This window comes from Mesorhizobium sp. M1217, from assembly GCF_040318275.1.
Taxonomy (GTDB): Bacteria; Pseudomonadota; Alphaproteobacteria; order Rhizobiales; family Rhizobiaceae; genus Mesorhizobium.
Window position 1 is genome coordinate 177,548 of record NZ_JAMYMA010000010.1, and the last position, 13,552, is coordinate 191,099.

Annotated in this window: 11 protein-coding genes; 1 reads left to right on the forward strand and 10 read right to left on the reverse strand. The window is 61.8% G+C overall.

Annotated elements, in window-relative coordinates:
* Positions 1–193: 193 nt before the first annotated feature.
* From NKH37_RS18800 to NKH37_RS18825, 6 genes are all read right to left on the reverse strand, one after another.
* Positions 194–400: a hypothetical protein gene (locus tag NKH37_RS18800; protein WP_352589407.1), complete on the reverse strand. Its 207-nt coding sequence runs from the start codon at positions 398–400 to the stop codon at positions 194–196.
* Positions 387–1,709 (reverse strand): NAD(P)/FAD-dependent oxidoreductase, encoded by a 1,323-nt coding sequence (locus NKH37_RS18805; RefSeq protein WP_352589633.1) that lies wholly within the window; start codon positions 1,707–1,709, stop codon positions 387–389. The genes NKH37_RS18800 and NKH37_RS18805 overlap by 14 nt, the downstream gene beginning before the upstream one ends.
* A gap of 494 nt (positions 1,710–2,203) precedes the next feature.
* Positions 2,204–3,658 carry an aldehyde dehydrogenase family protein gene (locus NKH37_RS18810; protein WP_353003687.1) on the reverse strand — a complete coding sequence of 485 codons (1,455 nt, stop codon included), beginning with the start codon at positions 3,656–3,658 and terminating at the stop codon, positions 2,204–2,206.
* Entirely contained in the window at positions 3,655–4,929 is a 1,275-nt protein-coding gene (locus tag NKH37_RS18815; RefSeq protein ID WP_353041273.1) for an NAD(P)/FAD-dependent oxidoreductase, read from the reverse strand. Before NKH37_RS18815 ends, NKH37_RS18810 begins: the two co-directional genes overlap by 4 nt.
* Before the next feature lie 56 nt (positions 4,930–4,985).
* On the reverse strand, positions 4,986–6,164 hold the full coding sequence (locus NKH37_RS18820; RefSeq protein ID WP_353003689.1) for an alanine racemase: 1,179 nt from the start codon (positions 6,162–6,164) through the stop codon (positions 4,986–4,988).
* An 11-nt stretch (positions 6,165–6,175) separates the two neighbouring features.
* Positions 6,176–7,213, reverse strand: a complete 1,038-nt coding sequence (locus NKH37_RS18825; RefSeq protein ID WP_245278565.1) for a GNAT family N-acetyltransferase — start codon at positions 7,211–7,213, stop codon at positions 6,176–6,178.
* A gap of 121 nt (positions 7,214–7,334) precedes the next feature.
* Here NKH37_RS18825 and NKH37_RS18830 point away from each other — a divergent pair, with 121 nt between their 5' ends.
* Entirely contained in the window at positions 7,335–8,273 is a 939-nt protein-coding gene (locus tag NKH37_RS18830) for an ornithine cyclodeaminase family protein (protein WP_353003690.1), read from the forward strand.
* A 284-nt stretch (positions 8,274–8,557) separates the two neighbouring features.
* Here the strand turns inward: NKH37_RS18830 and NKH37_RS18835 are convergent, their stop codons facing one another.
* The 4 genes from NKH37_RS18835 to NKH37_RS18850 all read right to left on the reverse strand — a co-directional run bounded on the left by NKH37_RS18835 (position 8,558) and on the right by NKH37_RS18850 (position 13,531).
* Positions 8,558–9,808 (reverse strand): NAD(P)/FAD-dependent oxidoreductase, encoded by a 1,251-nt coding sequence (locus NKH37_RS18835; protein WP_502895822.1) that lies wholly within the window; start codon positions 9,806–9,808, stop codon positions 8,558–8,560.
* Positions 9,809–9,920: 112 nt separating this feature from the next.
* Entirely contained in the window at positions 9,921–10,799 is an 879-nt protein-coding gene (locus NKH37_RS18840) for an ABC transporter permease (RefSeq protein WP_031193877.1), read from the reverse strand.
* A gap of 32 nt (positions 10,800–10,831) precedes the next feature.
* Entirely contained in the window at positions 10,832–11,782 is a 951-nt protein-coding gene (locus NKH37_RS18845; RefSeq protein WP_023718593.1) for an ABC transporter permease, read from the reverse strand.
* Between the two features lie 78 nt (positions 11,783–11,860).
* Complete coding sequence (locus NKH37_RS18850) at positions 11,861–13,531, reverse strand: peptide ABC transporter substrate-binding protein (RefSeq protein ID WP_031193878.1); 1,671 nt, start codon at positions 13,529–13,531, stop codon at positions 11,861–11,863.
* Positions 13,532–13,552: the final 21 nt, after the last annotated feature.

Consider the following 13,552-nt stretch of genomic DNA (forward strand, 5'->3'; position numbering starts at 1 on the left):
GGCGGAACCGGATGTTTGGACCAGTTCATCAACCTGGTCTCGCGCGAGAATCCTCTTCCGGCGCCTTGCAGCAGACGTTGGCGGTTTCTTCCAGTTCATCGGCTCCGTCGACGGCGCTCTCCAGGTCTTGGGTTGCAATACCGAGCCATGATTTGCCAGAAGACCGCGGCATAGTTGCCAGGAAGATCACGGATCATCTCGCCCATCTTCTGATCGCCTGGCCGCACGTATCCGCGACCGTCAGCTCCTGCAGTGCGAGTTCCCTGCGATGCACCTGTGCGACCGCATCGGCCATAGCGGTCACGAAACGGTCCAGATCGCGCTTGAGCCCGTAGATATGCGGCCAGACCCAGCGCTCTTTGCTGCCGCTACGCGGCAAAATTGCATCAGAAGTCGCCAACTTCAATTTTCGATCTGTCCGTGAAGCGCGACAGGCGGAATGGAGTCGGGTCGACGCTTGCCGCGTCACCTGCGACCAGATCCGCCGCCAGATGGCCAATTCCAGGGCCGACGCCGAAGCCGTGTCCGGAACAGCCTGCGGCGACGAACACTCCACCGATGCTGTCCACCGGTGAAATCACGGGTACGGCGTCCGGTGTGGAGTCGATATATCCACCCCAGGAGGACACGACGCCGGCATCGGCAACGGTGGGGAACAGGGCTTTTACCCGCGTCATGATGGTTGCCACCATTCGCTTGTCCGGCGCAGGATCGAGGACGCGGATTCGCTCAAAGGGGGTCGGCCTGTCGAGATGCCAGCGACGGAGTGTTTCCGGGCCCTGGAAGAACGAGCGGCCTATGCCGATCTCGACGGCCTTCAGCCGTTTCATGAACATCGGCAGAAACGGGCGGACATAGCGGATCCCCTGCGGCGTGATCTCGAGGGTCGCCCTGCCGCTGACCGCGATCGTGTAGCTGCCATCGAGCCGGCGCGTCATGGCAAAGTCGGAAGTATAGACAGCCTCGCCAAAATCCGGTGCAGGAGCGGTCCGTAAGGCGGTCTGACGGACGCTGGCCTGCGGCAGCGAAACCGCATGCATGCGCAGGAAAGCAGAAGCCCAGGCGCCGGCGGCACATAGCACCGCGCTGGTGCGGATAAGGCCTTTCTCGGTGACGACGCCGCTCACTTGCCCATTGGTGATATCCAGGCCGCGTGCCGCGCAGTTCTGATGAATAGTCGCGCCATGCTTGCGCGCGCCCTCGGCGATCCGAGGGGCGGCAAGCCAGGGTTCGGCCTTGCCATCGTCTGCTGCGTAGACGCCGCCCAGCCATTTGCCGCCCGCCGCTGGAACGGCGGCAGCAGCCTCGGCGGCGGTAAGCATCCGCGTATTGACGTCGAACCGCCGCGCAACCTCGCGCCACTTGTCCCATTCGGCGAGCCGCTTCGGATCGTTTGTCGCATAGGTGAGCCCGCAACGGCGGAAGCCAAGGTCGTGCCCAATCTCTTTGGTGAGCTCTTCCCACAGGCGCATCGACAGATTGGCAAGCGGCAACTCACGTGCATCGCGGTTCTGCCGACGGCACCAGCCCCAGTTCCGGCTCGACTGTTCGCAGCCGACATACCCCTTTTCGACAAGCGCCACCGACAGGCCGCGCCGCGCCAGGAAATAGGCTGCGCTGGCGCCGACAATCCCGCCGCCGACCACCACGACGTCTCCTGACTCGGGTAGCGCTTTATCGCTACTGATTTGGTGGATAACAGGGGACATGGCGGCCTCGGCGATCAATGGAGCTAGCAGTATCGGCGATTGGTGCCGCAGAAATGCTCCAACTGGCGCCGATTTTCGGTATTTTTCGCCGAATATCGTGACACGGAACGCGCGCTTCTTTCGTAGTGTCAGTTTTCCCACTCGAACTGTCCTGGTGCTCCGTGGACTGCCGAAAAATCGCTGCGCCTCGTGTCTTTCCCACGGTCCTTGGCAGGCTCAATGGGGAAATCGTGGACTCCAGCAAGATGCCGCCAGCTGCGGCGCTGCCGCGATTGTGTTGCCCCGGCCCGGCAGCGCGACGGTAGCGACCTTTTCGCAACGGTAGGCCCGCCTGACGTCGCCGGCTGCATTTTGTCCGGTCACACGGATGTGGTCCCGACGACAGAGCCAGACTGGTCGTCCGATCCGGTTCCTGAGCCGATACATCGCCGGGTTGAGCCCGGATTGCCCATGTTGCTCGGCATCCCGCCGTCTGCGCTGGGTGAAGATGTCGCCTAGAAATAGCCGAGGATGGATTTGACCTCGAGATACTCCAACATGCCCTCGATGCCATATTCGCGTCCGTTTCCGGACTGCTTGAAACCGCCAAACGGGGCGTGCGGATCCCAGGCCGGGTAGTTGAGATGCACCTGACCGGAGCGAATCCGTGAGGCCACGTCCCTGACGGCGTTCACATCTTCGCCCTGCACATGGCCCCCCAGGCCGTACACCGTGTCGTTGGCGATGGTGACGGCCTCCTCGATTGTGGCGTAGGGGATGATGCAGAGAACTGGCCCGAAGACCTCTTCCTGGGCAATGCGCATGCTCGTACGCACGTCGGAAAAAATGGTCGGCTTCACATAGAACCCGACGTTCAGATCATGCGCACGACCCGGTCCTCCGGTGAGGAGCCTGGCGCCCTCAGAAATGCCGACGCCGATCATGGTTTGGATGCGATCGAATTGGGCGCGGTTGGCGATTGCACCATGAGTTGTGGCTTCCGAAAGAGGATCGCCGACGACGATCTGGGCCGCGGCCCCCTTGGCGATTTCCTCGATCTCGGAGAGCAGCACGCGTGGCACAATCATGCGCGTCGGGGCGCTGCATGACTGGCCGAGATTGCGGAAGGCGGCGACTACGCCCAGAGAAACGGCGCGATCGAGATCGGCGTCCGGCAGGATCACGTTCGGCGACTTGCCGCCGAGTTCCTGCGCGACACGCTTGACCGTTGGCGCTGCCGCCTGGGCCACAGCAATGCCCGCGCGGGTGGACCCGGTAATGGAGATCATGTCGACATCTGGATGGGAGGCGAGACCCATACCCACGCCTGGACCATCACCTTGCACGAGGTTGAAAACCCCGGCAGGGAAGCCGGCTTCCTCGATTGCCTCGGCGAACAGCAGGGCGTCCAAGGGAGAAAGCTCACTCGGCTTCAGCACGATCGTGCAGCCTGCAGCGAGCGCCGGCGAAACCTTGGCGGTGATCTGGTAAAGTGGCCAGTTCCACGGAGTGATCAAGGCGCAGACACCGATGGGTTCGTGGGTGACGGCGGTTTGCCCCCGTTGCTTGACGAAGCGAAAGTCTGTCAGCACATCGCGAGCGACCTTAACATGCGTGATCGCCAGCGGCACCTGGGCGCTGCGCGCATAGCCGATCGCCGCGCCCATTTCGAGGCTCAGGCATTGAGCCAGCAGTTCGCCGCGCGCCTCGAGCAGCGCTTGCAGGCGATCGAGCAGACCCGCGCGGTCTTCTGGCGTGGTCCGACTCCAGGTGTCGAATGCCCGGCGGGCCGCTGCAACGGCCGCGTCAACGTCCTTGCCATTTCCAAGCGGAAACTGGCTCACAACCTCTTCTGTGGCGGGATTGACGACGACGCCCGTCGCGGTGCCGCTCGGCTCAACCCATTGACCGTCGATGAAGAACTTGTCCAGGTGGCCGTTGCGGACCAGGTGTTCGAGAGGCGTCATCACCCTACAAGGTCCTTCATGCGGTAATAGGCGCCGAGAATCGGCAGGAACCAGGGACGCCCGAAATAACCGGGGATCGCTGGCCAGTCGAAATTCTTCCAGGGATTGAGCTCGGGGTGCCCGTCCATGACGTCGGCCATGATGGTGCCCATCAACGTCGACATCTGGGTCCCGTGTCCGCTATAGCCCATTGAGTAATAGATGCCATCGCGCTCTCCGGCGCGCGGCAGGCGGTCGCGGGTCATATCGACCATGCCGCCCCAGCAGTAATCGATCCGGGTGCCGGCCAGTTCCGGAAAAACCTCGACCATCGCCGCCTTCAGTATCCGGCCGCTTTTTTCGTCGGATTGAGGATTGGACACGGCAAAGCGCGCCCTCCCGCCGAACAGAAGGCGATTGTCCGGCGTGAGCCGCCAGTAGACAACGAGATTGCGCGTGTCGACGACCATGCGCCCGGTCGGCATGAGGCGCTTAAGGTGGTCGGGCGATAGCGGCTCGGTCACGATCAGAAATGCGCCGACCGGGATCATGCGCCGGCGGATCCAGCCGAGCGGGCCAACCTGGGAAATGCCGCTTGCCAACAGGACCTGCCGCGCGACGATCTTGCCCGTTGGCGTCGTTACCTCATGCCCGCCTGAAACCTTGCGCATCGCCATGACGGGCGAGCGTTCATGGACCTCTGCGCCACGCCGGGCAGCGGCGGTCGCGAGGCCCCGGACGAACCGGCCGACATGCATGCCCGCGCTCTTGGGAAAGAGCAGCCCGCCATGGTAGCGGTTGGTGCCGACTTCGGTTCGCAGGTCGTCGCGCGCGATCATCCTCGTTTCGGGATCGACATTGGCCGCCAGCAGTTCCTGGCTGCGCGCCAGCATGTCGTAATGCTCGGGCTTGGCGGCAAGCTTGAGCTTGCCGACGCGGGAGAAGCTGCAGTCGATCTTTTCTTCCTGCACCAACCGCTCAACCATATCGACGCCAGCGTCGAAAGCCTTGTAGAGCGCATTTGCGGCGGGCTTGCCGTGCTTGCCAGCCATGATTGCATAATTCTGGGCAAAGCCGTTGTTGCACATCCCGCCATTGCGGCCGGACGCGGCGTTGCCGATCGTTTCGGCCTCCAACAGGGCAACCCTGGCGCCCTTTTTGGCAAGGGCCAGCGCGGCGGAGGAGCCGGTCAGGCCGCCGCCCACAATCGCCACGTCATAGTGGCCTTCGAGCGGTTTGGACGACCCTTCATTGAACCGCTGAGACGTATCCAGCCAATAAGAGGTAAACTTCATTTTCTTGACCACCAGTGTTGATTTGAGTAGGGCGACGTCCGAGCGAAGTTGCGCGCCTACCAGCCGCGCATCCGCTCCCAACGCGCTTCAATCTTGGGGCTGGCTCCGTTGACGACGCTGTAGAAATCATGCTGGGCGGCCATCGCACACGCATGATTGGGCAGAATCCGGACCCGAGACCCGAGCGGCAACTCGGGCATGGACTTTCCAGAACCGGCACGAATAGCGAGGATACCGTGTTCCTGGCTGGCCTGGGCCACGATCACATCTTCAAGCACCCGTCCCTTTTCGTCGCAGACCACCCCGTAACCCTGGTCGATCTGCTGGTTTGCGGTTCCCCGGTCGCGCGAAAGCGCCATCCACCCGGCGTCAACCAGCACCCATCCCTTTTCCGGCTTGGAGCCGATCACCGTGGCCAATACGGAAATGGCGATATCGTCGCGGTTGCAGACCCCAACGCCGTGCTGGACGAGGTCGAAGAACATGTAGACTCCAGCGCGCAGCTCGGTGACTCCATCAAGATTGTCGGCGAAATGCGCTGTCGGCGTCGAGCCGACGCTGACGATCGGGCAGGCATGGCCATGGGCGCGCAGGATTTCAGCGGCGCGAACGGTGGCTGAACGCTCGTTCTCGCCTGCCTTGACCAGCGCATCGGGCGTGTTCAAGCCATAGGACTCGCCTGCATGGGCGAGGACGCCGGCGAGGTTGGCACTGGCCGCGACGACCCTGCTGGCCACGTCGAGCAACTTCGGGTCGTCCGGCTTCAAGCCACCGCGATGGTCATCGCAGTCCAGTTCGATGAAAACAGATGGCGTCATGCCGGTGGCTTCGCGCACGCCGGCCAGGGCGTCGGCCTGCTCCACGGAATCGAGCAACAGCTTCACATCAGCGCCGGTTCGGCGACAAAGCTCCATGGCACGCATGGCCGAGGCCGGCGAGATGCCGACCGCGTAGGTCATGTCTCGAAAGCCATGGCCCGCAAAATACTCCGCCTCGGCGATGGTCGAAACCGTGATCGGACCGGGTTCGCGGTGGAACGCGTATCGGGCGACGTCGATGCTTTTGGCCGTCTTCATATGCGGGCGCAGCACCACGCCAAGCTTCTTGGCGCGCCCAGCCAGACCCTGGATGTTTTGCTCGAGCCGGCCACGGTCCAGAAGCAGCGCCGGGGTGACCAAGGCGTCGATCGTCCTAGCCGTCTCGCTCACTGCCAGGTTTGCCGCCACCTTGTTCATAATCTCATTTCCTAAGTGAACGACTGGTTTGCCAATGCATATATATGGGCTGGCCCCTCGACGGCGGGCCGTTGCCCTTTGACCATGGCGGTCGCACTGCCGGACCGCTGAAGGCCAAGGCTCTCAAGCCAGTCACCCAATCCATCCTCGGCATAGACGTCGATGCGAACGAATTGATCGTGAAGCTTCGAAAGCTGGGCCAGGATCAGAAGCCGCGCGTCTTGGTCGCTCTCGGCTGCACAAGGGCCGACCACATAGCCGCGGCCAAACCTCCTCGCGATAGCGTAGCCTGCAATCCGTCCCCTGCGCTCAATGACCAGTGCGTTGCCCACATCGGCGAGCGCAGCCACCATCGCCAGCCGGGGCATGCCCGTGGCCGATTCGTCGAAGGCCTGGATCGGCGTGAGGTCGGAGGCTGTCGCTTGACGGATGTCGTCGCCGGTACTCCGCGTCACGGGGACAGTCAGCGAGCCCTGGTGCTGAAGCACCGTGCCCCAGGCAGTGAAGCCGCGTCGCTTGTAGAGCGCCAGCCCCTCTTCGGTTGAGTTGAGCAGCACGTTGCGGCCGTGTGTCGCCTCAAGCAATCCATCAAAGAGCCGGGCGCCGTTGCCACCGCCTTGCGCGGAGCCAGTAACTATGATCATCCCGACCGTGGCATAGGAATGTCCGTAATTCCAGGACATGGCCGTGCCAATCACCTGTCCTGCCCTCTCGAGGACCAGGCCATTGCCGACCATCAGGGCAAATTCCCAATCCTCCTGGCGGTAGGGCCAGGCCATCTCCTGCGACAGCTTCAGCGCGCCCGGCAAATGGCGGGTTTCCAATTTCATCAGCTCGGTCGGGGCGCTGACGATATCTCTGTCATGCTCAACGGTCATAAGGTGCAACGCTGTCACTTGATCCAGAGTCGGATTGAAGTCGGACCTTAGAGTCGCGCCCGGCGGACAGATTTCGCTGCTGTTTTGCCCCTTCAAATCAGCGGGATTGTTCGTTTTAAGCAATTCCTCGGCATGCCAAATCGCGCAAATCAGGCGAGGAATACCTGGCACTTTGAATCGCCGCTTCGTGGTTGCCCGCGATCGGCGTCACGTCCGCACGATCCCCAATGGCAATGGCATAGCCGCAACACTCCCCGGCGATGAAACGCTTGATGCTCAGGAGGAATTTTGGATGATCTACATCAGCGAAGAGGAGTCAGCCGCCCTCGTCACGCATGAACTTGCTTTCGAGGCGGCGCGGCAGGCTCTCGTGGCATCAGCATCGCGGCAGAATTGGGTCTTTCCTGCTGTTCTCGGGCGCACGCATGAGGCGACCAATACTTTCTCAATCAAATCCGGTTCGTCGGACGACCTGACCGGAGTGAAAATCGGCTCCTTCTGGTCGAGCAACCCGGCACGTGGCCTTCCCCGCCACAACTCCACCATCGTGCTGCTCGATCAGCATACAGGTCGGCTCGGCGCCGTGGTCGAGGCCGGGAAGGTCAACGCCTACAGGACGGCCGCCGCCGACGCGGTCGCGGCCGATCTTCTTGCGCGCAAGCAAGCCAAGGTTCTGGCGACATTCGGCGCCGGCAACCAGGCGGGCTTCGAAGTGATGGCGCTGGCACGCGTCCGCCCAATCGAAACCGTGCTGGTCGTGGCCCGGCCTTCGTCGCGACGCGACGCTCTTGTCGATCAGATCGGCGAAAGGGGCCTGGATGCGCGCGCTGCCGTGCCCGAAGACGCCGTGCGCGCGGCCGACATCGTGGTGACTGCGACGCCCTCACGCGAACCGCTGTTTGATGCCGCTTGGGTGGGGCCCGGAACCCATATCGTCACCATGGGGTCGGATGCTCCGGGCAAGCGCGAATTGCCGAGCGAATTGTTTCCCAAGGCACGTCTGTTTTGTGATCTGCTTTCCCAGTCCGTCCAGATCGGCGAGTTCCAACACGTGCGCGACGAGATCAACGCCGGCCGGCTTGCGGTAACACCAATCGGCGACGTCATTGAAAAGCGTGCGCCCGGACGCCGTTTCGACAACGAGATCACGATTTTCGACAGTTCCGGTATCTCGCTACAGGACCTCTACATGGCCGACGCGCTGATCCGCGCAAAGGCGTCCCAACACTGATCAGCTTCGTACCGACAAGTCCCGGCCCCGACGGATTTTTCCGCCCTGCTTGAGTGCTCTCCGGCAACAACGTGTCCCGCGCGAGTCTGCCGTCGTGTCAGCGGCGGGCACGCCAAGGGTTGTCCGCATGAACCACGGATCGCCCCGGATGTCGCAAAACCGCTTGCGATCGGGGTGGTCGCGTGTGGACACGCAGTTGATTGACGCACGTCTTTCCAGCCACGGTAGGGCAGCTACAATCCAGGCCGAATCCAACCTGGAGAATGTCCTGATATTTCCGGTGATCAGCGGCTGGCGCGCCAGAAGGCGATACGATCCTGCAACCGATAGCCTTGGATAATCGCCGGCATGAACCACGGATTGCCACGATAGAGCGGTATGGCCGAAGGCGGTCGAAAGTCGAACGCCGTGCGCGACTGCTCGCCATGCCCCATCAGCTTGTGCGCCGCACGCATACCGATCCATGGCGCCCAGACCACGCCCGAACCGCAGAAGCCGGTTGCATAGACCATACCGTCCTTTTCGAAGATGCGGGGCAGCATGTCTCGGTTCATCGCCACATTGCCGAACCAGCAATGCGAAAGGCGCACGTTCTCCAACTCCGGGAAAAGGTTCACGAGGCCCTTGCGTAGGAGAAGTTTCGGCGCCGCCGGGTCGCCGACGCGAGAACTGTCACGTCCCCCCAGCAGAATGCGTTTTCCGTCGGGCGAGGGACGATAATAGAAACCGAGTTGCCGGTTCTCGGTGATCGTCATCAGCTTCGGCATCAGTCGCGCCATGACATCGGGCGCAAGTTCCTCGGTCACGATGATCCGGCTGCGGACCGGAACCAGGCGGCGCCGAAGGAAGGGAGCGGCGCCGTCGGTATAGCCGTTGGTACAGACCAGAACCTGCCGTGCATCCACCGTCCCTGCCGAAGTCGCGACGCGGAACCCCGAACCATTCCTCTCGATCGACTCGACCACTGTATGCGAATGGACCGTCAACCCGGATGCGAGCGCCACCCGCAGGAGTTCAGCATGGAATTTTGCGGGGTGCAGCGCGCCAAAGTCCATCCGAACGGTTCCGCCGCGGTAGAAATCGGTTCCGATATAATTTCGCTGCTCAGCATGCGGAACGGCGAAGGACTCGATCCCCAGTTTCTTCGCCAGCGTCTCGGCGCCGCGCGCCATCTTCTCATACTGTTGATATCCAAAAGCGCCCTTGAACTGGCCAACCAGTCGGAAGTCGCAGTCCAGCCCTTCGGTCCTGATGAAGTCGTAGAGGAATTCGCGCGCGATCTTGCCCTCGGCCTCGATCGCCATGGCCTTCTCTTCACCGAAGCGCCGGGTGATCGTGGCATAGTCCGGCCGGATGCTTCCGCTGGTAATTCCGCCGTTGCGTGTAGAAGCACCCTCGCCCGGATTCATCGTATCAAAGGCTGCGACCGAGCGTCCTTCGCGCACCAGCACAAGCCCGGCCGAAAGCCCGGCATAACCGGCGCCGACAATTGCCACGTCAAGCTTTTTTGCGAGGGGCTTCCGCGGCAGCGGCATGACGGGCGCCGCTTCCCACCAATAGGGCGTGTTCTTCTCGATTTTGGGCTCGTGCACGTGACTGACTTCTCTTGATGTTCCAGGGATTAAGAAAGCGATCGGTCGCGGTACCTCAAATATGGTCATCTCGTACGTCCAGCGCGTCGCGCAGTCCGTCACCAATGAAATTGAAACTGGTTACCGCGATGGTGATTGCAGCTCCGGGTATGATTGCCAGCCAAGGTGCGCTGCCCAGATATTGCTGGGCGCCATTGAGCATGTTGCCCCAGCTGGGCAGTGGCGGCTGGATCCCGTAGCCGAGGAAGCTGATGTAGGCTTCCATGAGAATGGCGCGCGCGACCGTCAAGGTGGAAGCGACGATAATCGGGCCCATTGCGTTGGGCAGTATCTCGCGGAACATGATGTGCGTGCCGCTCAGCCCCAGCATTCGGCCAGCCAGGACGAACTCGCGTTCGCGTAACGAGCGGACCTCCGCTTCGACGATGCGGGCAACCTCCATCCAACTGGTGAGGGCGATAATGATGGTGATCATCACAGGACTGGGCTTCAGTGCCGCAGCCAGCGCCAGCAGCAGAAAGATCGATGGGAACGACAGGAATCCATCGACGGTGCGCATCAGCGCCGCCCCAACCCAGCCGCCGCGATAGCCTGCAATCACGCCGACCAGCGTGCCGATGAGCGTCGACAACACCATGGCGAAGAAACCCACCAGCAGCGAGATTCGTCCCGCCATCAAGAGTCTTGCCGCAAGGTCACGGCCGAGCGGATCGGTACCTAGAAAGTGATAACCCGTCAGCGGCGGGGCAAAGCGGGCCCGCAGATCGATGTACAGGGAGTCATAAGGCAGGAGATGGGGACCGAGGACGCAAGCGAGGCTCAGGAAGATGATCATCGCCAACCCGAGCAGCGCCAAGCGATGCCGCATGAAACGAAGTGCCGCGCGGTTGTTTCTCCATCGGCTTGGAGCTGCATTTGCGGTGAGAGCGGTCATATCGGCTGTCTCCTGTCGGGGAAGTTGCGCGCTCAGGCCAGACGAATGCGCGGATCGACAATAGCGACGACAATGTCGGCGATCAGGTTTCCAAGCAGAACGAGGATGGCGGAGAACATCAGTAGCCCCATCACAACCGGATAGTCGCTGTAACCAAGGCTATCGAGGAACAACCGTCCCATTCCCGGCCAGGTAAAGACGGTTTCGGTCACCAGCGCGCCGGTCAGAATGCTGGGAAGCTGCATCCCGGCCAAGGTAATCATCGGCAAAAGCGCGTTGCCAACGACATGCTTCATCAGAATCCGGCGTTCACTCAACCCCTTGGCCCGAGCCGTTTTAACGAAGTCCTGGCTAATGGCGTCGAGTGTCGCCGTCCGCATGTAGCGGCTCCAGATCGCGACATGGACCAGCGACAATACGACACTTGGCAGGATCAGATGGTGGAGATAGCCCAGGATCGAGCTATCGCCGATCTCGGACATATTGCCCGCGGGCAGCCAGCCTAACTTCAAGGAAAAGATGTAGATGCCTACGAGGCCGAACCAGAAGGTAGGGACCGACAATGCGACCATGGCGCCAACGGTTGCGAGATAGTCGAATAGTGAGTAGCGGCGCGTGGCGCCCCGAATTCCAATCCAGGCGCCAATGGAGATCGCAATCGCGGTTGAGGACCCCATCAGCAGCAGCGTGGCGAACAGATGGCTGCCAATGATCTCCAGTACCGGCGCTCCGTCGCGGAAGGAGTGACCCCAGTCGCCCCGCACCAGCCGCCATGCCCAGTCCAGATATTGGATCCATATAGGGCGATCAAGGCCCAGCAGCCCCTTGAGGCGCTCGATATCCTGCTGGGTCATTCCGGGATCGAGTCCGAATTGTGCCAGGGGGCCGCCGGGGAGGAGGTTCAGAATGCCGAAGCCGATGATCGAGACGATCACAAGCAGCACCAGGCTCTGCGAGAGGCGATTGAGCAGGAAGCCGCGCATCCGAGTCCTCCATTGTGGGTTGATGATCTTAGTGTGTTGCCGCCGCCGCAGTGGATCGGGCGGCGGCAACTGCGTGGATTAGGCCTTCCACTGCCAGGCCGCGGCATCCCACGACGCGGTGCGGGTGTTGGCGTTGGGCTCGAAGCCGTCCAACCCTTTCTTGCGCCCAAGGACGATTGTGTACGCGAACAGCGGCAGGAAGGGCAGATCATGGCGCACCACTTCCTGCACGCGATTATAGATCCCGCGCCGTTCTTCCGGATCGAAGCTGCGAGCACCCTTTTCGAGCAGGGCATCGACTTCAGGGTTGGAATATTGCCCGGTGTTCGAACCGTGTCCGCCTTGAGCGGCGATTGCCTTCGTATGGAGCCGGTTTGTGGCGTCGGGGTCCGCGGCAATCAGATAGGTGACGCCCACCATGGCGGTGTCAAATTGCGACTTCAGCCAGAACTCGCCCCACATGACTGCAGCCGGCAAATTCGAGATCGTCATCTCGACGCCGATCTCGGCAAACGTCTGCTGCAGGAACTGCTGCGTCTGCTCGCGGAGGTTGTTGCCAGAAGTTGTTGAGTTGGAGAAGGACAGTCGCACCCCATCCTTGGCGCGGATTCCATCCGGCCCCGGCGCCCAGCCGGCCTCATCCAGGATTTGGCGCGCCCGGTCCAGATTGAACTCCTGAACCGGCAGGTTCGGGTCGTAGTAATAGGACTCCTTCGGCATGAAGGTCTCGGTGAGAGTGCCCACGCCGTAATAGATCGTGTCGACGATCGCCTTCCTGTCCAACGCGGCGTAGAGCGCCTGGCGCACTGCCAACTCCTTGAACTGCGGGCGGCCCAAATTGAGGTAGATCGACTCCAAGGATGCCCCTGTCTCCAGTGTCACCACGCGGTCTGGTAGTTCGCGGGCTTCAGTATAATGGTCGGCGGTGATGAACGACTGATCGACCAGGTCCACGTCGCCGCTCTTGAACTGCGTGTAGAGCACCGTCATATCGGGGATGTATTTGAAGATGAGCTGCTCGATATAGGGGCCCTCGCCCGCGTACTCAGGATTGGCGACGAGCTCGATATGATCGCCCGCGACGCGCTGGCTCCATTTGAATGCGCCGGTGCCGACTGGCGCCTGGTTGAACGCGGCTGTATTCGGATCGGCCTCTTTCTCCAGAATGTGCTTGGGCACGATGAAGGTTTCGGCCAAGAACGAAAGATAGGGCGCAAAAGCCTCCTTCATCCGCCAAGTGATCTCGGTGGGCGAAACCACTGTGATGTCCTGCACGAGCGAATGGCCGCTCGTGCGCCAAGCGCGAAACTTCGGGTTCGTGATGAGCTCAAGGGTGAATTTCACGTCCTCGGCCGTGAAGGGCTCACCATCGTGCCAGCGGGCATTGTCACGCAACCGGATGCGCCAGTTGAGACCGTCCTCCGAAATGCCGCCATTCTTCTGGCTTGGCACCTCGGCTGCGAGGTTTGGATGTAGGCCACCTTGGGGATCCATGCGGACCAGCGCGTCGAAAACCGAGAAATGGACCGCGTCATCGACTTCGATATGCGCCATCAACGGATTGAACACGGTCGGCTCTTGCGAGAGGCCGACGACGACGCGACCGGCCGGACCCGCAGGAGGGGTCTTGGCGAAGGCGGGCTTGCCCAGCAGGTTGGGCGCGATGAGGCCTGCAGCCCCACCTATCGCCATCAGTCGCAGCGCTTCGCGCCTCGAGTAGTTGGACGTAGTCGATGAATTTCTGGTCATGGTAGTTCCTCTCTTGTTATT

Bases quoted from the DNA above. Each gene is read 5' to 3' on its own strand.
- NKH37_RS18805 (WP_352589633.1), bottom strand. From the start codon at position 1,709: ATGTCCCCTGTTATCCACCAAATCAGTAGCGATAAAGCGCTACCCGAG.
- NKH37_RS18815 (WP_353041273.1), bottom strand. From the start codon at position 4,929: ATGAAGTTTACCTCTTATTGGCTGGATACGTCTCAGCGGTTCAATGAA.
- NKH37_RS18820 (WP_353003689.1), bottom strand. From the start codon at position 6,164: ATGAACAAGGTGGCGGCAAACCTGGCAGTGAGCGAGACGGCTAGGACG.
- NKH37_RS18830 (WP_353003690.1), top strand. From the start codon at position 7,335: ATGATCTACATCAGCGAAGAGGAGTCAGCCGCCCTCGTCACGCATGAA.
- NKH37_RS18835 (WP_502895822.1), bottom strand. From the start codon at position 9,808: ATGCCGCTGCCGCGGAAGCCCCTCGCAAAAAAGCTTGACGTGGCAATT.
- NKH37_RS18840 (WP_031193877.1), bottom strand. From the start codon at position 10,799: ATGACCGCTCTCACCGCAAATGCAGCTCCAAGCCGATGGAGAAACAAC.
- NKH37_RS18845 (WP_023718593.1), bottom strand. From the start codon at position 11,782: ATGCGCGGCTTCCTGCTCAATCGCCTCTCGCAGAGCCTGGTGCTGCTT.
- NKH37_RS18850 (WP_031193878.1), bottom strand. From the start codon at position 13,531: ATGACCAGAAATTCATCGACTACGTCCAACTACTCGAGGCGCGAAGCG.